At 73.2% G+C, this 20,565-nt stretch carries 19 protein-coding genes; 8 read left to right on the plus strand and 11 right to left on the minus strand.

What is annotated here, in order from left to right; translation table 11 throughout:
* Nucleotides 1-155: 155 nt before the first annotated feature.
* Together C3489_RS20255 and C3489_RS20260 are read left to right on the plus strand one after the other, a co-directional pair.
* Complete coding sequence (locus tag C3489_RS20255) at nt 156-623, plus strand: SPW repeat protein (RefSeq protein ID WP_103783318.1); 468 nt, start codon at nt 156-158, stop codon at nt 621-623.
* 183 nt (nt 624-806) lie between these two features.
* The gene (locus C3489_RS20260) at nt 807-1,508 is read left to right on the plus strand and encodes a hypothetical protein (RefSeq protein WP_103783320.1); all 702 of its coding nucleotides are present in this window, start codon (nt 807-809) and stop codon (nt 1,506-1,508) included.
* Between the two features lie 86 nt (nt 1,509-1,594).
* On the opposite strand, the gene C3489_RS20265 is transcribed toward C3489_RS20260, so the two are convergent.
* The 3 genes from C3489_RS20265 to C3489_RS20275 all read right to left on the minus strand — a co-directional run bounded on the left by C3489_RS20265 (nt 1,595) and on the right by C3489_RS20275 (nt 4,832).
* Entirely contained in the window at nt 1,595-3,046 is a 1,452-nt protein-coding gene (locus C3489_RS20265) for a hydrolase (protein WP_103783322.1), read from the minus strand.
* Between the two features lie 160 nt (nt 3,047-3,206).
* Nucleotides 3,207-3,989: a GNAT family N-acetyltransferase gene (locus C3489_RS20270; protein WP_103783324.1), complete on the minus strand. Its 783-nt coding sequence runs from the start codon at nt 3,987-3,989 to the stop codon at nt 3,207-3,209.
* A gap of 159 nt (nt 3,990-4,148) precedes the next feature.
* A complete protein-coding gene (locus C3489_RS20275) occupies nt 4,149-4,832 on the minus strand; it encodes a chaplin family protein (RefSeq protein ID WP_103783326.1) in 684 nt (227 codons plus the stop codon).
* 252 nt (nt 4,833-5,084) lie between these two features.
* Between C3489_RS20275 and C3489_RS20280 the strand changes: the two genes are divergently transcribed.
* Nucleotides 5,085-6,671, plus strand: a complete 1,587-nt coding sequence (locus C3489_RS20280) for an alpha/beta hydrolase (protein WP_103783328.1) — start codon at nt 5,085-5,087, stop codon at nt 6,669-6,671.
* Nucleotides 6,672-6,690: 19 nt separating this feature from the next.
* Here the strand turns inward: C3489_RS20280 and C3489_RS20285 are convergent, their stop codons facing one another.
* On the minus strand, nt 6,691-7,470 hold the full coding sequence (locus tag C3489_RS20285) for an alpha/beta fold hydrolase (protein WP_103783330.1): 780 nt from the start codon (nt 7,468-7,470) through the stop codon (nt 6,691-6,693).
* Between the two features lie 147 nt (nt 7,471-7,617).
* On the opposite strand from C3489_RS20285, the gene C3489_RS20290 reads away from it, so the two are divergent.
* Together C3489_RS20290 and C3489_RS20295 are read left to right on the plus strand one after the other, a co-directional pair.
* On the plus strand, nt 7,618-8,706 hold the full coding sequence (locus tag C3489_RS20290) for a chemotaxis protein (protein WP_103783331.1): 1,089 nt from the start codon (nt 7,618-7,620) through the stop codon (nt 8,704-8,706).
* Nucleotides 8,707-8,809: 103 nt separating this feature from the next.
* On the plus strand, nt 8,810-9,835 hold the full coding sequence (locus C3489_RS20295; protein WP_103783402.1) for a Gfo/Idh/MocA family protein: 1,026 nt from the start codon (nt 8,810-8,812) through the stop codon (nt 9,833-9,835).
* On the opposite strand, the gene C3489_RS39875 is transcribed toward C3489_RS20295, so the two are convergent.
* Nucleotides 9,825-10,643, minus strand: a complete 819-nt coding sequence (locus tag C3489_RS39875) for a phospholipase domain-containing protein (protein ID WP_308460814.1) — start codon at nt 10,641-10,643, stop codon at nt 9,825-9,827. The two genes, C3489_RS20295 and C3489_RS39875, sit on opposite strands and share 11 nt — an antisense overlap.
* Before the next feature lie 353 nt (nt 10,644-10,996).
* On the opposite strand from C3489_RS39875, the gene C3489_RS20305 reads away from it, so the two are divergent.
* The gene (locus tag C3489_RS20305; RefSeq protein ID WP_103783332.1) at nt 10,997-12,412 is read left to right on the plus strand and encodes a PP2C family protein-serine/threonine phosphatase; all 1,416 of its coding nucleotides are present in this window, start codon (nt 10,997-10,999) and stop codon (nt 12,410-12,412) included.
* Nucleotides 12,413-12,430: 18 nt separating this feature from the next.
* Here the strand turns inward: C3489_RS20305 and C3489_RS20310 are convergent, their stop codons facing one another.
* Complete coding sequence (locus tag C3489_RS20310; RefSeq protein WP_103783333.1) at nt 12,431-13,927, minus strand: hypothetical protein; 1,497 nt, start codon at nt 13,925-13,927, stop codon at nt 12,431-12,433.
* Nucleotides 13,928-14,171: 244 nt separating this feature from the next.
* On the opposite strand from C3489_RS20310, the gene C3489_RS20315 reads away from it, so the two are divergent.
* Both C3489_RS20315 and C3489_RS20320 read left to right on the plus strand, forming a co-directional pair.
* Complete coding sequence (locus C3489_RS20315; protein WP_103783334.1) at nt 14,172-15,317, plus strand: aminoglycoside phosphotransferase family protein; 1,146 nt, start codon at nt 14,172-14,174, stop codon at nt 15,315-15,317.
* Nucleotides 15,318-15,553: 236 nt separating this feature from the next.
* Complete coding sequence (locus C3489_RS20320; protein ID WP_103783336.1) at nt 15,554-17,521, plus strand: N-acetylmuramoyl-L-alanine amidase; 1,968 nt, start codon at nt 15,554-15,556, stop codon at nt 17,519-17,521.
* A 12-nt stretch (nt 17,522-17,533) separates the two neighbouring features.
* On the opposite strand, the gene C3489_RS20325 is transcribed toward C3489_RS20320, so the two are convergent.
* The 5 genes from C3489_RS20325 to C3489_RS20345 form a co-directional block, all read right to left on the minus strand.
* Entirely contained in the window at nt 17,534-18,031 is a 498-nt protein-coding gene (locus C3489_RS20325) for a hypothetical protein (protein WP_103783338.1), read from the minus strand.
* A gap of 50 nt (nt 18,032-18,081) precedes the next feature.
* On the minus strand, nt 18,082-18,732 hold the full coding sequence (locus C3489_RS20330) for an ABATE domain-containing protein (RefSeq protein ID WP_103783339.1): 651 nt from the start codon (nt 18,730-18,732) through the stop codon (nt 18,082-18,084).
* An 82-nt stretch (nt 18,733-18,814) separates the two neighbouring features.
* Nucleotides 18,815-19,717 (minus strand): universal stress protein, encoded by a 903-nt coding sequence (locus tag C3489_RS20335; protein ID WP_103783341.1) that lies wholly within the window; start codon nt 19,715-19,717, stop codon nt 18,815-18,817.
* Nucleotides 19,718-19,861: 144 nt separating this feature from the next.
* Nucleotides 19,862-20,257 (minus strand): GNAT family N-acetyltransferase, encoded by a 396-nt coding sequence (locus C3489_RS20340; RefSeq protein WP_103783343.1) that lies wholly within the window; start codon nt 20,255-20,257, stop codon nt 19,862-19,864.
* Between the two features lie 18 nt (nt 20,258-20,275).
* Complete coding sequence (locus C3489_RS20345; RefSeq protein WP_103783345.1) at nt 20,276-20,518, minus strand: DUF397 domain-containing protein; 243 nt, start codon at nt 20,516-20,518, stop codon at nt 20,276-20,278.
* Nucleotides 20,519-20,565: the final 47 nt, after the last annotated feature.

Raw genomic sequence — 20,565 nt, forward strand, 5'->3', positions numbered from 1 at the left:
GTTGATCGTCTCAGCCGTGTCCGAGAACCGTCAAGCTGCTGCCGACCCCTGTGACCTCTACACATAAGGATTGAATAAGCGCAGAATAAGACAAAGCGGCGCTTACCGCTCACCGCACCTGACGCGGTCGGCCAGCAAGTCAAAGGAGACGAGTCATGGCCAACCTCTCGCACGGCAGGGGTGACATCACCACTCACCCGGATGTCTCCGAAATGCAGGCACGTTACGCCCGCATGCTCGGCGGTCGCGATGTGGCGCTCGTGGACGGACCGGTGTTCCTGCTCGGTCTGTACTGCGCCGTGTCCCCGTGGATCGTCCACTACACGACCAGCCAGCCCCCGCTCGTGACGCACAACCTGATCATCGGCATCGCGATCGGCCTCCTGGCCCTCGGATTCACCCGCGCCCCCGAGCGCATGTACGGCCTGAGCTGGGCCATGTGCGCGCTGGGCATCTGGATGATCATCGCCCCGTGGGTCGTCGGCAGCAGCCCCGACACGGGTGTGGTGGTGAACAACGTCATCATCGGCGCGCTGGCGCTGGTCCTGGGCATGATGTGCGCCGGCACCGCGGCGAGGAGCACGCCGAGGACCTACGGCGAGGGCATGACGCCGCGGCCGTGACCCTGGAGGCCGCAACCCTGAACCATGAGGTGAGGCACCGCAGGAGAAGAAGGTGAAGGAAACACGGGCCGGCCCGCACGACACGGGCCGGCCCTTCGTGCGCCCCAGCCGGAAAAAAGCAGGTCAGAGCGATGGTGACCGTTTCGCGGTGATTGCGATCCCCCACCGAAGGAAAGCTCTGTGATGCGTGCCCCTCGGACCCTGCGTACCGCCCTCGTCGCCGCCGGCGTCACCGCCGCCCTGGGCGCGTCGGCCGCCGGTGCCTTCGCCGCCCCGCCGGCGCCCGCCGCCCAGGCCGCCGCGCCGGCCGCGCCCGCGCACAGCCCGCACCCGGCCGAGCGCGTGTACGTCAAGACGGTGAAGCTCGCGGACAAGGTCTCCCTGGCGAAGGTCTTCAGGACCGGCAAGCACCGCTACGAGGCGGAGATCTGGGCCAAGGGCGTCAAGTACGGCACCCTCGTCGCGCACGGCAAGCCCGCGCACGGCCGCAGCAACGGCCTCCACGTCACCCTGCGGCCGAACGGCACGGTCACCTCCTGGGTCGAGCGCGCCAAGCCGAAGCCGGTCGTCAAGCGGGTGCTGGTGGCCTCCGCACCGCTGGCCGACGGCGTGTCCACCGCCCGGATCTACAAGGTGACCGCCCACCACCACGAGGCCGACATCTACGCCCACGGCGTCCGCATGGGCACCCTGGTCGCCGACGGTCGCGCCGCGTACGGCGAGCACAACGGCCTGCACATCGTGCTGCGGCCGGACGGCCGGATCGGCTCGTGGCTCGACCGGACGCCGGCACCCGCCCCGCAGCCGGACGACGACCCGCAGGACGAGCCCACCGCTGCCGACGCCCCGCGGCAGGCGGACGCCACGAGCCTCGCCGCGCTCTGAGGCCCGGGCGCCTCACCGCGGGTGGGCGCCCGGCCGCCGGCGGTGGACGAGGCCCGGCCGGGACCTCCTCCACCGCCCGCGGGCGTTCAGCTCACGCTGAGCGCCGTGTCGTCGATGACGAACGAGGTCTGGAGGGTGGAGCCCTCCGTGCCGGTGAACTTGATCGTGACGGTCTGGCCCGCGTAGCCCGCCAGGTTGAAGCTGCGCTGCACGTAGCCGCTCGACGCGTTCAGGTTCGAGTAGGTGGCGAGCGTCGACAGCACCGTGCCGCTGCTGTTGAGGACCTGCGCCTTGAGCGTGTCGTACGCCGTCGTCGTGGTCGTCTCGGCGGTGTCGACGTGCAGGTAGAAGCTCAGCGTGGCCGTGGTGCACCCGGCGGGGACGGTCACCGACTGCGCGAGCGTGTCGGTGTGGGCCGAGCCGTAGCCGTTCAGCCAGGCCTTGTAGGAGCCGGTGCGGGCGGCTTCGCCGGTGTCGTTGGTGATCACACCGCTGGAGGCGGTCCAGTAGGTGGCGCCCGACTCGAAGCCGGGGTTGGCCAGCAACTGGCCCGCGGTGCAGGTGCCGCCGCTTCCGCCGCCCCCGGTGCCGGTGCTCGCGCCGGCGAGCCAGGCGGTGGCGTTCAGGCCGAGCGCTGCGTTGGTGGCGCTGGTGTCGTTCCAGCCGTCGTACAGCGTGTTGCCGCTCTGCCCGGTGCCGTCGTCGACGGGCGAGCTGTCGCCCCAGAAGGCCACCCGGCCGCTGCCGAAGGTCGACGTGGCGAAGAACGCGCCGGTGTTGCCGGAGTAACCGGTGCGGTAGAGCAGGCCCTTGACGTTCGGGTTGTCGGCGGGCTTGAGCGTGGCCGTCGTACCGCTGGCGATGAGGCTCTTGGTGACGGTGCCGAAGGAGCCGTGCAGCACGGGGTCGGCGGGGTCGCTGACGGCGGCCGGGTGGTCGGAGCTGATGCTGAGCGCGTCGATGGAGAAGCCGAACGGGTCGGTGGAGTCGACGCTGTTGTTCGTCATCAGGTCGTTGAGGATCTCGACCGCGTCCTGGCCGTCGTTGTTGCGGTCGGCCCCGGTGTGGTCCGAGATCATGAACAGTCCGCCGCCGTTCTTGACGAAGTTCATGATCGCCGTCTTCTCGGCGCTGGAGAAGAGGGTGTTGGGCTCGGGCAGGACCAGGGTGTCGAACTTCGACAGGTCCGTGGCCGAGGTGCCGCCGTAGCTCAGACTCGAACCCGAGGGCAGCGTCTTCAGGCTGTACTCGCCGGTCTTCTGCAGCGCCACGCCCCAGGAGGACAGGGCACCGGTCCAGTCCGTCTCGGTGGACGGGGTGGCGTCCTGGCCGAGCGGGTCGGGCTGGCTGGTGGAGATGATCCAGTCCGCGTTCCCGGCGGTCTCGGCGTGCGCGTTGTCGAACAGGACGCGGTGGGGGGTGGCCGCGTGCGCGGGGGTGGGCGTCGCCGCGGTCTGCAGCGCGGCTCCGGTCAGGCACAGGCCGAGGGCGGCGAGGACGGTGGTGACCGTGCGGCGGGGTCTGGTCGTTCCGGGCATCCGGCGAACCTCCGGGTGAGGGGGGAGAGAAGGCGGTGCGGGCGCCGATTCTGCGCGCGTAGAGAACGGGTCGAGCGGGAGTGTTCTACACGCGTGGAGACAGTTGAAAGGTACATGGCATGACGGCCCGGTGAACAGACCGGACGCCGCCCGCCGTCACTCATCCGGCGTACAGATAGGGCGTCGTCGTGGTCAGCGGCACGAAGCCGAGGCGGCGCAGGATGGGACGGCTCTGGTCGGAGGCGTCGACCTGGAGGTAGCGGTGGCCGAGAGCGGCGGCGGCGCGGGCGCGTCGTGCGACGAGCGCCCGGTAGATGCCCCGTCCGCGCCAGCCCTCGACGGTTCCGCCGCCCCACAGGCCGGCGAAGTCCGTCCCCGGCACCACCTCCATCCGGGCCGCGCTCACCGGGACGTCGCCGGCGAGCGCGACGACGGCCACGACGGTGTCCGGCGCGTCGGCGAGCCGGTCGAGCATCTGCTGCCGCAGCCGCGAGGCGTCCGTGCCGAACGCCTTCTCGTGCACCTCGGCCACCAGGTCCACGCCCGCCGCGTCGGTGACGGTCCGCAGGTGGATGCCGTCGGGCGGGTCGACGTACTGCGCCACGGCGGCCGTCTCGGCGACCATCAGCGTCTCCTCGGCCTCCGGGGTGAACCCCGCCGCCATGAGCAGAGCGCCGAGGCCGGCCGGCTCGTCGTGCCCGTACAGCTTCCACTCGAACTCGCGGCCGAGCGCGGTGTAGTGGGCGATCTGCTCGGCGATCGCGGCCTCGGCGCCGGCCGCGTCGAGGGCGGACCACAGGACGCCGTTCCATCCGTGGGCGGGCGCGACCTGGCGCACCACGTTCCCGGTCCGCTCGATCCGGGCGCCGCGACCGTCGGGCCGGGCGTCACGGCGCATCTGACGGTCGTAGTGCGCGCGCAGGGTGAGGTGATCCGTTTCCATGCGGCCACCCCAGCATCCGGGGACAGCCGGCGGCAACGGGGTTTCGCGCGGAACACCTGCGGCGAGCACTGCCCCCGGTGCGCCGCCGCGCACGCCTGGGCGCTGCGGTGGCCGCCGGTGGCCGGTGGCCCGGCTGCCGTGGTGGGGCCGGTCGGTCCGTCAGCGGCCGGTGCGCGGGCGGAAGCGCCGGTAGAGGGCGGCGCCGCCGAGGACCAGAGCCGCGCTCCCGACGGCGGCCGGCAGATCGAGGTCCGAGCCGGTGTGGGCGAGGGACGTCACGGTGTGCCGCGGCGGGGTGTGCGGCGCGGGGCGCTGCTTCGGGGGCGTCGACGGCCGCGGGGTGGGGTGTTCGACGCCGGGCGACGGATGGCCGCCTGAGTGGTTCACGGACGTGTTCCCGGTGGCGGGGTTGCCGACGCCGACGACGTTCACACTGTTGCCGCTGACGTTCACCGGCAGGTGCACGGGCAGCTGGACGCCGTTGCCGGAGAGCACGCCCGGGGAGCCGGCCGTGTCCGCGCCGGCCCGCGCGCCGCCGGCCGTACCGGAGCGGGAGGCGCCCGAGGCGCCGGAGCCCGGGCCCGGGCCCGGGGAGCCGGAGTCGGAGGTGTTCGCGCAGCTGTTGCCCGCCGCCGGGTTGAGCACGCCGGCCACGCTCACCGTGTTCCCGCACACGTTCACCGGCACGTGCACCGGGAGCTGGAGGGTGTTGCCGGAGACCAGCCCGGGTGAGCCGGCGGCGGTGCCGTCCGCCCCGGAGTCGGCGTACGCCGCTCCCGCCACGGCCATCGCGCCCGAGGCGGCGGCGACGGCGATCAGACCGTTTCGGGTAACCCGTTTCATAGGTTCCCTGCCTTCCAGACGTGGGTGCGGGCGCTCGCCCGCACCGACTGAAACGCAGACGAAGGGTCCTGGTTATGGCGTATCGGACGTTCATTGTTTCTTCACCCCATCGAGCGTCCTGTTTGTCGAACAAGCGGTAAAGACGCCCGGCTCCTTGCCCTCCATGGCACGACGGGCGGGGCGCGCGAGGCCCGCTTATGGTGGGCGAGGGCGCCGATCCCGGTCCGCGACGGGGCGCCCTGGGAGGCATGGATGCTGTCCGAGGTATCGACGCGGTCCGCGGCGATACGCCGCTGCGCGCTCTCCGGAGCCCTGGGGCTCGCCCTGCTGGGCTCCGGAGTGCCGGTGGCGCACGCCGGTCCCGAGCCCGATCTGAGCCGTTTCTACGAACAGAAGATCACCTGGGGCAGATGCCAGGGCGACGGCATGCCCAGGGATCTGCAGTGCGGGAAGATCACTGTCCCGCTCGACTACGCCCGCCCCGGTGCGGGCAAGCTCGACCTGGCCCTCGCCCGCTATCGCGCGACGGGGCATCGGCGCGGCTCGGTGGTGCTGAACTTCGGCGGGCCCGGCGGAGCGGGTGTGCCTCAGCTCGCCGAGAGCGGCAAGGACTTCATGGGGCTCACCAACGGCTACGACGTGGTGACGTTCGACCCCCGCGGCGTCGGCCGCTCCTCCCCGGTCAGCTGCGGCGAGGGCGAGGACGACGCGTTCGCCGCGGCGGCAGGCGACGACGGCCTGGCCGACCCGCGCGCCGCACTGGAGCAGCTGCGCCGGGCGGCCGCGGCCTGCGCCCGGCACTCGGGGCCGGTGCTGCGGCACATCGGCACGGTCGACGCGTCCCGGGACCTGGACGTGATGCGCGCGGCACTGGGCGACGACAAGCTCAACTACCTCGGCTTCTCCTACGGCACCCGGCTCGGCGCGGTGTACGCGACGCAGTTCCCCGACAAGGTGGGCCGGATGGCGCTGGACGGCGTGGACACCCTGACCGAGCCGCTGGCCCAGCAGGGCATCGCGGGGGCGCAGGGACAGCAGGTGGCGCTGGAGGATTTCGTCGACTGGTGCGTCAAGGACATCGCGTGCCCGCTCGGGCAGGACGCGCGCTCGGCCCGCGAGCAGGTCGTGAAGCTGGTCCGCTCGATGGACGAGGACCCGGTGCCGAGCGACTTCGGCAAGCCGTTCTCCGGCCAGGACCTGGTGGGCGCGATCGGGCAGGCGCTGTACAGCACACAGCTGTGGCCGTCGCTGGAGCGGGCGCTGGCGGAGCTGGTCGAGGACGGCGACACCAGCGGCGTCATGGGCTTCACCTCGGGCGGCTTCGCGCCGCCGGTCCGGCGCGACCCGGGCGACCGGGGCGGCGGTGGGCTGACGGACGCCGAGGACGTGCCGCTGGACAACCTGCCCGCGGCGCTGATGGCGATCAACTGCGCCGACGACCCGGACCGCCCCTCCGCCGAACGGCTCACCGCGGACCTGGGCCGGCTGCGCGCCGCCTACGAGCAGGCCTCCCCCGTGTTCGGCCGGTTCCGGCTGGCGCAGGTGCTGATGTGCTACGGCCGCCCCAAGGGCACCGACTTCGTGCGCGAGAAGGTCAAGGACCTGCACACGCCGAGGATGCTGCTCGTCGGGACCCGGGGCGACCCGGCCACGCCGTACCGCTGGACGACGGAGACCGCCGAGCGGCTGGGCTCCTCGGCGGTGGTGCTGGACAACCGGGGTGACGGGCACACCGGCTACGCGTCGTCCAAGTGTGTGCACCGCAAGGTCGACGACTTCCTGCTGTACGGCTCGCTGCCGGCCAGCGGCAGCTCGTGCGGGCGGGACGAGGACGACTGAGCACCGCGGCCGCTGCCGCTCAGGCGGCGTGCCCGGTGACGAACCCGTCGATCAGCCTCGTCAGTATGTGCGGCTTCTCCACGGGGAGTTCGTGCCCGGCGTCGACGAGGCGGACCACGGCGTCCGGGTAGGCCGTCGCCATGCGCAGCATCTGCGCGACCGGCAGCTGGACGTCGTGGCTGCCGTGTACGAGCAGGGTGGGTGTGCGGATCTCGCCGACCCGGTCGAGGACGTCGAAGGCGCGCATGGCGCCGTAGAGGGTCATGACGACCTCGCGCGGTATCGCGGCGGAGGCCTCGACGTACCGGCGGATCTCCTCGCGCGGGTGGCCGGGCGCGAAGGCCCGCTGGATGTTGGCGGCGACGAAGAGCCGGTAGGGCACGAGCGTGGACGCCGCCATCAGCAGGCCCCTGGCCCGGCTGTAGGTCATGCGGCTGATGGAGTTCACGAGCACCATCCGCTCGACGCGCTCGGGCTGGGACAGGGCGATGGTCTGCGCGATCATCCCGCCCATGGAGTGGCCGACGAGCACGCACCGCCGCACCTGGAGGTGGTCGAGCAGCGCGAGCACGTCCGCGGCCAGCTCCGCGATGGTGCCCACGCCCGCGCCGCTGCTCTCGCCGTGTCCGCGCAGGTCGAGGCGGATCACCCGGCGCCGCTCGGCGAAGTGGCCGAGCTGGTGGTCCCAGCGGTGCCGGTCGGCCGTCCAGCCGTGCACGAACACCAGGGGCGCGGCGCCGTCGCGGGGCCCCTCGTCGTCGTACGTGAGTGTGGCGCCGTCGACCTCTAGCTGCGGCATGGGAGTCTCCTGCGAGCAGTCCGGTTACTGGCGAGTAGCCTAGCTGTACGCCCGGCGCACGTCACCGCCGTCGAGCCGGCGCTCTCGTCCGGACCCGTCCCCGTTACCCCAAATGCCCGATACGCGAATCGGCCCTATGGTGCTGTCATGGAGCACGCACTCAGCCCTGCAACTCTCGCCGAACTGCGCCGACCGCGCCCGTATCCGGCGGTGTCCGTGCTGACGCCGACGCACCGCCGGGAACCCGACAACGCCCAGGACCGGGTCCGGCTGCGCAATGTCGTGGCCGAGGCCAAGCGCCGGCTGGAGGCCGATCCGGCGGTCAGCCGGGAGCGCCGCGCCGAGGTCGCGCGCGAGCTGGACCGGGCACTGGCCGAGGTGGACCTGACCCACGCCGAGGACGGGCTGGTGATCTTCGCCGCTCCCGGTGAGCACCAGGTGTGGTCGCTGGCCCGCCCGGTGCCCGAGCGGGTGGTGCTGTCGGACACCTTCCTCACCCGCAACCTGGTCTCCGCCCAGGCCGCCGACCGGCCGTTCTGGGTGCTGTCGGTCTCCGCCGACCGCGTCGCACTGTGGAGCGGCGGCCACGACCGGGTCGCCGAGGACCGCTCCGGCGGCTTCCCGCGCACCCGCGACCGGCAGAACTTCGACGCCGAGCGCCAGGAGCAGGTCGGCGACGCCCGGATCCGCGACGAGGGCACCCGCCAGTTCCTGCGGGAGGCCGACACCGCGATGGCCGAGGTGCTGCGCGACGACCCCCGGCCGGTGTACGTCACCGGCGAGCAGGCCGCGCTGTCCCTGTTCGACGATGTCGGCACGGTCGCCAAGTGCGCGGTGCACATCCGGCACGGCGGACTGGCGCACGCCTCGCCCGAGGCGGTGTGGCAGGCCGTACGGCCGGTCGTCGTGGAGCAGCAGCGCAAGACGGCCGACTCCGTCGCGCAGGAGCTCGAAGCGGCCCGCGGGCGGCGGGCGTTCGCGGCCGGCCTGGACGAGATCTGGCGCAGCGCCCGTGAGGCCCGGGTGCGGCTGCTCGCCGTCGAGGAGAACTACCGGGTGACGGTCGTCGATGCCGGCGACCACCTGGAGCCCGCGGCGGACGGCGAACTCGACGCCCGCGAGGACATCGTCGACGAGATCGTCGAGCAGTGCCTGGAGACCGGCGCGGACGTGCGGTTCGTCCCCGACGGCTCGCTGGGCGACGCGGAGGGCATCGCGGGCGTCCTGCGGTTCTGAGCCGCCGGGTTCGCCTCCCGGGCCGCCTTGACGGCCGTGGCACCCTGGGTCGCGTGCGCCGCCGGGCCGTGCGCACGCGACCGGGGAAGGAGCCGTGGGATACGTGGCAGAGCCGTTGGGTGTGGCCGTACTGGGCGCGGGGCACATGGGGGCCGACCACATACGCCGTCTGGACCGGGTGGTGAGCGGGGCGCGGGTCGCCGCCGTGGCCGACCCGGACACCGGGCGGGCGAAGGAAGCGGCCGCCGGGATCGACCAGGTGAGCGTGCACGCGGAGGCCGAGGCCGCAATGGACGCCCCGGGCGTGGCGGCGGTGCTGATCGCCTCCCCCGGCCCGGCGCACGAGGAGGCCCTGCGGGCGGCGTTCGCGCGCGGGCTGCCGGTGCTGTGCGAGAAGCCGATGGTGCCGGACTCCGCCGGTGCGCTGCGGGTGGTGGAGGCGGAGGCGCGGCTCGGCCGGCGCCTGGCGCAGATCGGCTTCATGCGCCGCTACGACGCCGGGTACCAGCACCTGAAGTCCCTGCTGGACGGCGGCTCGCTGGGCCGGCCGCTGATGCTGCACTGCGTCCACCGCAACGTCTCCTCGCCGCCCGGTTTCACCAGCGCCATGCTGGTCAACAGCTCTCTCTCGCACGAGATCGACGCGGCGCGCTGGCTGCTGGGGCAGGAGCTGACCGCGGTGACCGTGCTGCGCCCGCGCTCCTCGGCGGCCGCCCCCGAGGGGCTGGTCGACCCGCAGTTCGTGCTGTTCGAGACCGAGCGGGGCGCCCTGGTCGACGTCGAGGTGTTCGTCAACTGCGGCTTCGGCTACCAGGTGCGCTGCGAGGCCGTCTGCGAGGCGGGCAGCGCGCGGATCGGCGAGGAGCACGGCATGGCGGTCACCGCGCGGGGCGGCGCGGGGGTCGAGGTGCCGCAGGACTACCTGGTGCGGTTCGCGGACGCCTACGACCGTGAGGTGCAGGCCTGGGTCGACGCCATCCGCCGGGGCCGGGTCACCGGCCCCGGCGCCTGGGACGGCTATACCGCCTCCGTGGTCGCCGAGGCCGGGGTGCGCTCGCTGGAGCACGGCGGGCGGGTGAGCGTCGAACTCGCCCCGCGCCCGCCGCTGTACGGGCCGGTCAGCCGCTGACGCTGGGCGTGCCCGTCTCCAGGTGGCCGGTGAACCGGCGCGACCAGGTCGCGTCGGAGTCGACCGTGACCGTGACGTCGTACCAGCCGTCGCTGTAGGCGACGGCGTTGAAGAAGTCCTCGGCCGAGGAGTTCGCGTCGACGCGGTAGGTCCAGGGGCCGTCGCCGCGGTAGCGGTTCGCGGTGACGGTGAAGGTCACGGCGGACGCGCCCGTGTTGGCCATCCTCAGATAGAGCGCGAGCTTGCCGGTCCCCGGTTCCACCGCGTAACGGCTGCCGGCCTCGGCCGCCTTTCCGGCCTTGGTGGCGTCGCCGGTGACGCGGCGCAGGAAGCGGTTGGGGCCGACCACGGTGAAGTCGTACTTCCCGTCGCCGTACCCGGTGCCGATGCCGAAGGAGTCGGTGGCGGTGGCGCCGGGAGAGACCGTGTACTGCCAGGGCGTGGTGTCCCGGTAGGCGTTGGGGTGGATCGAGAAGTGGGCGGCGCGGGTGGCGGGCGTGCCCTGGCTGGCCAGGGTGAACCAGGCGAGGATCTTGCCGCTCGCCCCGAACTCCAGCCGGTCCAGGTAGGCGTTGGGCTGGTAGGGCCGGGCGGGTGCCGGGCGAAGCTGCGGTTCTCCTGCATGAGGATCACCACGTGCCGTACGTCGGAGAGGGTGCCGGTCGCCGCGGAACCCGCCGCGGCCGCGGGCCGGGCCGCGGCGCCCGTCGCCAGGCCCGCCGCCGCGGAGGCGCCCAGGCCCACGAAACCTCTTCGGCTGATCGGTGTCATGCCCACCGTCCTCGTCACGGGAGTGCCCCAGCGGCACACCGCGCGCAAGGGTGCACTCGGCGGTCGTCGGGGTCCATACTCATGCGGTGATCGGGACGTGAACGGCGGTCGTCCAGCGCGTGCGAACACCTGCGCGTCGAACACGCGCTTGAGTGTCTGCGCGCAGCGCCCGACGGTCCGTCAAGTTGCTTACGCGTACTACGATTTGCCCTCGGTGGTGACCTACGCCGATCGCACCGCGAGGTCACTCCGGGAAGACTGTGGCATATGCCAGGAGCACCACCGTATCGTGTGGTGCCAAATCCCTTACACGGCATCGCGGGCTGTGCAACAGTCGTAACCGGTCCCACCCGTCCGCCTGGCCGTACCGTCCCCGCATCGGAGTGCGTCATGCCGTCCCATGTCTCCGCGGACCGCCCCTTCGCCCAGCCGCCCTCGCGCGGCTCGGTGGAGGCGCTCATATCGCAGACACGGCGGCTCAAGGGCGACGTCGACGCCGTACGGCGCGATGTCCAGGGCGACGGCAGCGACCCCCGGGAGCGCTGGCAGCGCGCCCTGTACGACCTCGCCCTGCACCAACTCGACGACCTCGACGAGCACTTGGCGCAGCTGCGGGACGGCCCGCAGCCCCCCGCGTCCGGGGAAGCGGCCGTCGAGAGGGGCGAGGCCCCGAGCGGTTCCCTGCTCAGCCGGGTCGGCAGCGCCGAGTGGAACCTGCTGACGGACGAGGCCACCTGGTCCGCAGAGCTGTACCGCATCCTCGGCCGCGACCCGGCGGGCCCCGCGCTCACCCTCGACGAACTTCCCTCCCTGGTACTGGAGGAGGACCGGCCCAAGCTGACGGCGATGGTCACGGACTGCCTGATCGACGCCAAGCCGATCGACGGCGAGTTCCGCATCGTGCGCCCGGACCGCGAGGTCCGCACGGTGCACATGATGGGCGAGCCGGTGCTCGACACCGACGGCAGCACCGCCTCCATGTGGGCGGTACTGCGCGACGTCAGTGAACTGCGCCGCAGCGAGCAGGCGGTGAGCGAGACCCGTGACTCGCTCCGGCGCCGGCAGCAGCAGGCACAGACCGAGCACCGGGTCGCGGTCGAGCTGCAGGAGGCCGTGCTCCCCCCGTGGCACGGCTCCCTGCGGCTCCCGCACCGGGGCACCGGCTCCCTCGACATCGCCGCCCACTACCTGCCCGCCCCCGCGAGCGAACTGATCGGCGGCGACTGGTACGACGCCCTGGAACTGCCCACCGGTGAGAGCCTGCTGGGCGTCGGAGACCTCACCGGCCACGGACCGGCCGTGACGTCCACCATGGCGATGCTGCTCGGCGCCGTGCGCGGCATGGCGATGGCCGGCGCCCAGCCCGGGCAGCTGATGGCGCTGCTGAACCAGTTACTGGACACCAGCGGCCGGCCGGCGCTGGGCAGTGCCGTCTGCTGCCGCTACCGGCCGGCCGACCGCACCCTGGTGTGGGCGCAGGCCGGACACCCCGCCCCCGTGCTGTACCGCGCCGGGACGGCACGCAGGCTGCCGCCCCCGGACGGCATTCTGCTGGGCGCCACTCCGACCGCCTCCTTCGGCCAGGCCGAGGAGACCCTTCTGGTGGGTGACCTGCTCCTGCTGCACACCGACGGACTGGTGCCCGGGCCTGCGGCAACGGACGGTTCCGACCCCCTGCTCGACCTGGCTCCCCGGATCGCGGGAGCCGCCGACGCACAGGACTGCGTGCGCGCGGTCGTGGCGGAGTTCGGCGCCCTGGAGCGCCAGGGCGACGCGTGCGTGCTGGTGGCCCGCGTGGAGTCGTAGTGCCGTGGCGGGCGCCGCCTACGCCGGTGCGGCGCCCCCGGCCTTGCCCTGCCTGCCCTTCGGCAGGGCCTGCATGATCTCCTCGCGCAGCTCCTGGATCTTCGGGTAGCCGGCGTACTCGGCGGTGAGCCGGTACATCTGGCGCAGCCTGTCCCAGGTGCGGCGGGAGGAGTTCGACCCCATCGACATCAGGGCCAGGCGGGCGTAGCGGTCGGCCTGTTCGGGGTCGTCGGCGATGAAGCAGGCCGAGGCCATGGACAGGTGGTCGAAGATCTTCGACCGCTCGCGGCCGTCGATCCGCAGTTCCAGCGCCTTCTGCGCGTAGTACTGCGCGTGCACGGCGGCGCCCGGGTCGAACTCCGCCAGGGTGCGGTAGGCGAGCGCCTGCATGCCGTACAGATCCTCGTCCTTGAAGGTCTGCATCCAGTCCGGCGTCTCCTCGGTGTTCTTGTCGGAGACGAACAGGTCCTCGGCCCGGCCCAGGGTGCGCCGCATCGCCTGGCCCTTGCCCATGGACGCCTGTGCCCAGGCCTCGATGGTGTGGAACATCGCCTTGGTTCTCGGCAGCAGCTGTTCGCCCGCACCGGACTGGGCGAGCTTCATCAGGTCCAGCGCGTCGTCGGGCCGGCCCAGGTGCACCATCTGCCGTGCCGCCCGGGACAGTGCCTCCCCGGCGCGCGGCCGGTCCCCGCCCTCACGGGCGGCGTGGGCGGCGATGACGAAGTACTTCTGCGCCGTGGGCTCCAGGCCCACGTCGTGCGACATCCAGCCGGCCAGGACGGCGAGGTTGGCGGCGACGCCCCACAGGCGGCGCTGGATGTCCGTGGAGTGGTGGTAGGCGAGGATGCCGCCCACCTCGTTGAGCTGGCCCACCACGGCCTTGCGCTGCAGGCCGCCGCCACGAGCGGCGTCCCAGGCGCGGAAGACCTCGACCGAGCGTTCGAGTTCCTCGATCTCCTGCGTCCCGATGGGGGCGGCCTCGTAGCGGTCGTACCCAGCGGGGTCGGCGTGCAGGGGGTGGTCGATGTGGGGAGCGTCGGGGCTAAGGGTCGGATCGGTGTGCAGCCAGTCGTGCATGGCGCCGCTGAGTGCGGATCCCGCGGCGAGCGCGGCACCCGCGCCCACCAAGCCGCGTCGGTTGAGCATGAGGTCCATTCCCGTGAATTCGGTGAGGACCGCCGCGGTCCGCTCGGGCGCCCACGGCACACCGTCGGGATGCTCCACGCTCCCGTCGCCCTGCCGTTTCCCCGCGCGCCCGCGCCTGACCAGACCGAGGTCCTCGATGGTCACGACACGGCCGAGACGCTCGGTGAACAGGGCCGCCAGCACCCTCGGCACCGGATCGCGCGGGATCTCGCCCGTCTCGATCCAACGCCGCACCCGGGAGGTGTCGGTCGACAGCTGGGGGTGGCCCATGGCCGCCGCCTGCTTGTTGACCAGCCTCGCGAGTTCTCCCTTGGACCAGCCGGCCAGGCCGAACAGGTCCGCAAGTCGGGTGTTGGGTTGTCCGCTCACTCAAGCCCCCAGGTTCTCGGCTGAGTTGACACTAGCCCCGGGAAAGGTGCCGGGCGACTATTCGCCAGGGTTCGCCAGGGTCCGCCAGATGGTGTGCCAGTGGCCATCGGGTGTCAGGTAGATATGCGCCACCCCGACCCGGTCGCCACCCGTCCCGACGGGCGCATTCCCCCAGGGTGCACCATGGCGGCCGGGCCGGAGGGCGCATTGACGTCGCAGGCACACGAAGGGATCTGTCTCGCCCATGTACGCAGCATCGTCCTCCGTGTCCGCCCCGCCCCGGCCGCTGCTCCCCCGCCCCGCGGCGGGCGGCACCGGCCCCTACCTGGCCCCCGCGCGAGGAGCGGCGCCCGTGCTCGGCGCGGGCCGCGGCCGCCGCGGTCCGGGGGCCGGCACACAACCGCTCAGCGGGAGACTCGACTTGTCCGGCCCCCAGGGCGCGCAGCTGCGCACGGCCCTCGCGTCGGTGCACCGGATCTGCCCGGAGTTCGCCCCGGTGCAGGTGCTGCGCCGCAGCGGGCGCTCCGTGCTCCTGGTCGGCACGACCGGTCGCAGCACGGCCGTCGCCAAGTGTTTACTGGATCACTCCCCCGAGTGGGCCGAGCGGTACCGGCATGAAATAGCCGCATACCGCACGTTCGTCCGGCACCGCCCCCCGGTGCGGGTGCCGAGGCTGATCGCGGCGGATCCGGACAACTGCACGCTGATCGTCGAGCGGATGCCTGGACGGGTCGCGGCACTCCAGCGGCATCCGGTGGAGGCGCCGCCGCGGGCCGACGTACGGGCGGCGCTGGCCGCGATCTGCCGGCTGAACGCCTGGCGGCCGCCGGCCGGCACCTTCGACGCCCCGCTGAACTACGCGGCCCGTATCAACCGCTACCACGAGCTGGGTCTGCTCACCGACCGCGACCTGGGCGATCTGCAGAAGCTGCTGCACGGGATCGCGCACGCGGCGGGCCGGGGCGGCATGGGCCAGTTCTGCCACGGCGACGCCCTGCTGTCGAACCTCCTGCTGTCACCGGCCGGTCCAGTGCTGGTGGACTGGGAGCACGCGGGCTGGTACCTGCCGGGGTACGACCTGGCCACGCTGTGGTCGGTGCTCGGGGACGCGCCGGTGGCCCGGCGGCAGATCAGCCAGCTCGCGCAGCAGGCGGGACCGGCGGCGCGGGACGCGTTCCTGGTCAACCTGATGCTGGTGCTCACCCGGGAGATCCGCACCTACGAGACGGCCGTGCAGCGTTCGATGCACGACGCGGCCCCGGCGGCCCCGGCCGCCGCCCACCCGGGCACCACCCCGTCCGGGGAGGAGCTGCGGCTGCTGCTGCGGCGGCTGCACGACGACTGCCAGCTGGTCCGCCGCGCGGTACGCGCAGCGGTAGGAACCCGCTGACTCCGGACGCCGTCCACCCGGCCCCGGGCCCCTTCGTGGGGCCCGGGGTCATTGGTTTGGGCCACTGATGCCGCGCAGGCGGGTGAACCACCCGCCCCGAAACCCGCCCCACCCACGGTGTGACGTGGGAAGTCTCCCGTATGACCGCATGATTGACGGATCGTCGGCGAGCCGGTACCACTGACCGGGTTCGGCCCCGCACGCCCCGTCATGACCGCCCGTCTCTGGAGGCAGCTTTGCGCGGTTCCGTCACCGACCCCCACCACTCCCCCGGTCACAGACGTCTCGCCCGCCGGGGCGCCGTCGCGGTGGCCTCCGGCGCGCTGCTGCTGCCGCTGCTGGGCGCCGGCCCCTCCCACGCCGAGGACTCGGCGGGTGCGCTGCAGCGGGCCTTCGCCGTCGCGGCGGCCGAGTACCACGTGCCGCAGAGCGTGCTGCTGGGCGTCTCCTATCTGCAGTCCCGCTGGGACGGGCACGCCGGCGCCCCGAGCGTGACCGGCGGCTACGGCCCCATGCATCTCACCGACGCCCGCACCGCCCTCGCCGCGGACACGCACCACGGCGACGGCACCGAGGACGCGCGCGGCGACGAGGCCCGCCCGCCGCTGCGTCCCGCCCCCAAGGTCCCCGAGGACGCGGCGCTGCCCGCGCGGCTGACGACCCTGCCGAAGGCCGCCGAGCTGACCGGCATCCCGGCCGAGGAGCTGCGCTCCGAGGAGTCGGCGAACATCGCGGGCGGCGCCGCGCTGCTGGCCGCCGCACAGAAGGACCTGGGCGCACCGCTCAGCTCGGACCCGGCCGAATGGTACGGCGCGGTGGCCCGCTTCTCGGGCGCCGACGACACCGCGACGGCGGCGGCGTACGCCAACGACGTGTACGAGGTGATCCGCACCGGGCAGGAACGTTTCACGGACTCCGGCCAGCGGGTGGCGCTCGCGGCGCAGCCGGGCGTGACCCCCGACACCGCGCAGCTGGACCGGGCGGGGCTGCGCAGGTCGTCGGCCGCCGGCACCGAGTGCCCGACGTCGGTGTCGTGCGAGTGGGTGCCCGCGCCGTACGAGGAGTTCGGGGACAACGACTACGGCAACCACGACGTGGGCGACCGGCCGGCCTCGCAGCGCATCCGGTACATCGTGGTGCATGACACCGAGGGCGGCTGGGAGGGCGTCCTCAACCTGATCAAGGACCCGACCTATGTGTCGTGGAACTACACCCTGCGCTCCACCGACGGGCACATCGCCCAGCATGTGAAGGCCAAGGACGTGGCCTGGCACGCGGGCAACTGGTACATCAACGGCGCGTCGGTCGGCCTGGAGCACGAGGGCTTCCTGGCGAACCCCGACGCCTGGTACACGGAGGCGATGTACCGTTCCTCCGCCCGGCTGGTGAAGTACCTGGCGGACCGGTACGGCATCCCGCTGGACCGGCAGCACATCCTGGGCCACGACACGGTGCCCGGCCCCACGACCGGCACGATCCCGGGCATGCACACCGACCCCGGCCCGTACTGGGACTGGCGGCACTACTTCGAGCTGCTCGGTCATCCGGTGAAGCGGACCGCGCGGGGCGGCGGCGGCCTGGTGACGATCCGGCCGGACTACGCCGCGAACCAGCCGGTGTACACGGGCTGCACGGCGAAGGGCCAGCCGTGCCCGGCGCACGGCTCCAGCGAGGTGAGGCTGTACTCGCAGCCGGACGAGAACTCCGCGCTGATCAAGGACATCGGCCTGGGCACCACCCCGACGACCGGGGTGAACGACCTGTCCTCGCGGGTCTCCACCGGCCAGCAGTTCGCGGTGGCCGGGCAGGACGGGGACTGGACGGCGATCTGGTACCTGGGCCAGAAGGCCTGGTTCAAGAACCCCAAGGGCAGCCCGGCGGCCGTCCCGGCGGCGGGCCTGGTGGTGACCCCGAAGGCGGGCGCGGCGAGCATCCCGGTGTACGGCAGGGCCTACCCGGAGGCCTCCGCCTATCCGGCGGGCGTCCCCGCGCAGTCGGTGTCCGCGCTGCCGTACAAGGTGCTCGCGAGCCAGAGCTATGTGGCCGGGGACAAGGTGCCGGGCGAGTACTACTACGCGGTGACCTTCGACGAGGCCTCGCACCGGGTCGTCGTCGGCAAGGACCTGTACTACGAGATCCAGTACGGCCACCGCGTGGCGTTCGTCCGGGCGGCCGACGTGCAGGTGTCGCAGTCGGCCGGGTAGCAGCGGCGGGCCTCAGCCCTGCTGGAACAGCTCCGCCGGGAGCGGCTTCAGCAGGGCGTACAGGTCGTCGGTGATGGGCCGGTCCCAGGCGGCGATGGTGACCAGGACGTTGTCGCTGCGGTCGAACTGCACGCAGGAGATCCGGGACTCCGACAGCTTCAGCCGGCGCACGATGAGGAGGTTGTCGCCCTGCAGGACGGGCACGTCCTCGGTGCCGACGACGGTCACCTCCTCGTCGTTCTCCAGCGCCAGCAGCAGCTGGGCCACCTCGAAGGGGACCTCGCCCTCGGCGACCTCACGGGCCGGGGAGCCCTCGGGGAGGTTGCCGATGATCATCGCGGGGCCACGGCCGCCGAAGAGGTCGTAGCGCAGGTAGACGCCCTGGCAGGTGCCGTCGGGGGCGGGCAGCAGGCCGGCGCCCAGGTTTCCGGGCCAGTCGCCCGGGTCCATGGCCAGCACGTCGAAGTCGGGGCCGGCGGGGGTGGCGCTGCGGCGACGGAGGAACGACATGCGGCCAATGGTACGTGCCCGGGGCCGCTCGGCGTCGTGCGGGCCGCCGGCTAGGTGATCTTGCGGTGGCGTTCGTGGTGGCGGGCGACGCGGGCCCGGTTGCCGCAGGACGGTCTGCACCACTCCTGCCGGGGGTGCTCCTTGAGGAAGTAGCGCACACAGCGCGGGGCGTGGCAGGCCCGCAGCCGGTGCCGCTCGGGGCCGGCGAGGAAGGCGATGGCGGCGCGGGCGAGGCGGGCCGCGAGATCGTCGGGGCCGGCGGCCGGGCGGTGCACCCGCACGGGCTCGGCGCCCTCCGCCCCGGCCCAGCTCAGCACCGGCACCACGGGCCGGCGGGCGGCCGCCGCGTTGAGCCGCTCCAGCGCCTCGGGCACGGGCATCAGCCGGGCGGCGTCGGCGGAGCTGGGCGCGGCGGGGCGTACGGCATGGGCGAAGAGGGCCCGGACGGCGGCGCGCAGCTCCCGCACGGCGGCGAGGGTGGTCTCGTCCACCACGGCAGTGGGCAGGTGATCGTCGACGGCCGGGGCCGCGGGCACGCCGCTGTCGATCCCGTCCGGCGTCAGCTCCGGGTGGGCCCGTACCCAGGCGGCCAGCCCGGTGGTGTCGGCGAGGTCGTCGGCGACCCCGCCGTGGCCGTCGTGCCGTACGGTCAGCGCGAGATCGAGAGCGAGCCGGGCGTCCGTGCTGATCGGGTCCTGCATGCGGCCGATGATAGGCCGCCCTCCTTCAGGGGCAGCCGGTCCGGCGGCCACCCGGACCGGGTCCGTCCCGCGCCGCCGTATGTCACTCCTCCGCCGGCTGTGGCGGTACGACCGCGATCGGGCACACCGCGTGCAGCAGCACCGCGTGCGTGACGGAGCCCAGCAGACGCGTGGGGGCGAGGAGCCGGCGGCGGTGGCGGCCGACGACGACCAGGTCTGCGCCCCGGGAGGCGGCGACGAGGTTGCCCGCCGCGTCGCCGGGGACGACGGACGGTTCGGCCGTCACCTCGGGGTGGCGTTCCCGGTGCGGCGCGAGGAACCCGTCGGTCAGGACGCGCGTCTCGGCCTCGACGGCCGCCTGGTCGATGGCCGGCGGCAGGAACTCGCCCGGCGTCGTCCAGCTCTGGGCGGGCCACGGGTAGGCGGCGACCACCTGGAGCCGGGCCTCGCGCAGGGCGGCCTCCGCGAAGGCGAACTCCAGGGTTGCCTCGTCGGGACCGTCCGCGTTGAGGCCGACCACCACCCGGGGCCCCGGTTCGACAGGGACGGTGTCCTCGGCCGTGCGGTCGGGTCGGGGCACGATCACGACCGGGCACTCGGCGTCGCGCGCGGCGGTCAGACCGTTGGAGCCGAGCAGCAGGCTCGCGAAGCCGCCCCGGCCGCGCGAGCCGAGCACGAGCAGCTGGGCGTCCGCGGCCAGTTCCGGCAGGGCGGCACCCGGTGCGCCGTCGATGCCGACGTACTCCGTCGCCGGCAGCCCGGGGCGGTCGGCGAGGCGGGCGCGGACCTCGGTGAGCACCGGGTCCTCCTCCGGCGGTGGCGGGACGACCACGGGGGCGCCGGGCTGGGCCCAGGCGACGTACTGCCGCACATGGACCGCCCGCAGGGGTGCCGAGCGCCTGCGGGCCGCGTCGGCGGCCCAGTCCAGGGCGCGCAGGCTGTCCTCGGAGCCGTCGACCGCCGCGATGACCGGCAGGGTGCTCATGCGTCCCTCACCTCCGGAGTACGACCTTCCTGATCCTGGGGCCAGCCTGGCGCAGGAGCGGTCGCCGGAGGTGCTTCCGTGGTCGCGTGTCCGGAAAAGGCCGGAAAAACTGAAAAAGGAGAGGGGCTGGTACTCCCGCGAGGGTCAGAGCGCGAGCAGTCCGGCGGCGGTCGGCTTGAAGCCGCATGCGCCCAGGTAGAAGGGCTCCAGCTCCCGCTCGTAGTCGACGTGGAGCCAGGCGCAGCCCGCCGCGCGGGCACCTTGGGCCGCTTCGGCGACGAGGGCGGCGCCGACGCCGGCCCCGCGCTCGGCCCCGGCCACCATGGTGTCCAGGACGAAGGCGTGGGCGCCGCCGTCCCAGGCGAGGTTCACGAAGCCGACCAGCACGCCGCCGCGCCGGGCGCAGACCCAGCCCAGGCTGTGGCGGTGGAGCCGGGCCCGCCACTTCTCTCCGAGGGGCGGGTGACCGAAGCTCTCCGCGTGCAGGCCGTCCACTTCGCCGTCGGTGAAGTCGCCCCGCCACTCATAGGTGATCGTCACCGCGGCATCGTATGCGGCTCAGGTCAGGTCGAACTCGCCCTCCCGGGCGCCGGAGACGAAGGCGCCCCACTCCGCGGGGGTGAAGATCAGGGACGGGCTCTCGGGCCGGCCGCTGTTGCGCATCGCGATGAACCCTTCGACGAAGGCGATCTGGACATCCCCCAGGCCCCGGCTGGTCGACTGCCACTGGGCGTTGCTGAGGTCCAGCTCCGGCTTGTCCCAGCTCGCGAGCGGCTGCTGCTGGATGGTGCTCTCGGCCACGTCCGTGCTCCTCCCGACTTGTCGTCCGCGGCCAGCCTAGCGATCGA

The organism is Streptomyces sp. Ru71 (genome assembly GCF_002920535.1).
Lineage (GTDB): Bacteria > Actinomycetota > Actinomycetes > Streptomycetales > Streptomycetaceae > Streptomyces.

Excerpts from the sequence above, each read along its gene's own strand:
- C3489_RS20255 (WP_103783318.1), top strand. The coding sequence starts at position 156 with ATGGCCAACCTCTCGCACGGCAGGGGTGACATCACCACTCACCCGGAT.
- C3489_RS20260 (WP_103783320.1), top strand. The coding sequence starts at position 807 with ATGCGTGCCCCTCGGACCCTGCGTACCGCCCTCGTCGCCGCCGGCGTC.
- C3489_RS20265 (WP_103783322.1), bottom strand. The coding sequence starts at position 3,046 with ATGCCCGGAACGACCAGACCCCGCCGCACGGTCACCACCGTCCTCGCC.
- C3489_RS20270 (WP_103783324.1), bottom strand. The coding sequence starts at position 3,989 with ATGGAAACGGATCACCTCACCCTGCGCGCGCACTACGACCGTCAGATG.
- C3489_RS20275 (WP_103783326.1), bottom strand. The coding sequence starts at position 4,832 with ATGAAACGGGTTACCCGAAACGGTCTGATCGCCGTCGCCGCCGCCTCG.
- C3489_RS20280 (WP_103783328.1), top strand. The coding sequence starts at position 5,085 with ATGCTGTCCGAGGTATCGACGCGGTCCGCGGCGATACGCCGCTGCGCG.
- C3489_RS20285 (WP_103783330.1), bottom strand. The coding sequence starts at position 7,470 with ATGCCGCAGCTAGAGGTCGACGGCGCCACACTCACGTACGACGACGAG.
- C3489_RS20290 (WP_103783331.1), top strand. The coding sequence starts at position 7,618 with ATGGAGCACGCACTCAGCCCTGCAACTCTCGCCGAACTGCGCCGACCG.
- C3489_RS20305 (WP_103783332.1), top strand. The coding sequence starts at position 10,997 with ATGCCGTCCCATGTCTCCGCGGACCGCCCCTTCGCCCAGCCGCCCTCG.
- C3489_RS20315 (WP_103783334.1), top strand. The coding sequence starts at position 14,172 with ATGTACGCAGCATCGTCCTCCGTGTCCGCCCCGCCCCGGCCGCTGCTC.
- C3489_RS20325 (WP_103783338.1), bottom strand. The coding sequence starts at position 18,031 with ATGTCGTTCCTCCGTCGCCGCAGCGCCACCCCCGCCGGCCCCGACTTC.
- C3489_RS20330 (WP_103783339.1), bottom strand. The coding sequence starts at position 18,732 with ATGCAGGACCCGATCAGCACGGACGCCCGGCTCGCTCTCGATCTCGCG.
- C3489_RS20335 (WP_103783341.1), bottom strand. The coding sequence starts at position 19,717 with ATGAGCACCCTGCCGGTCATCGCGGCGGTCGACGGCTCCGAGGACAGC.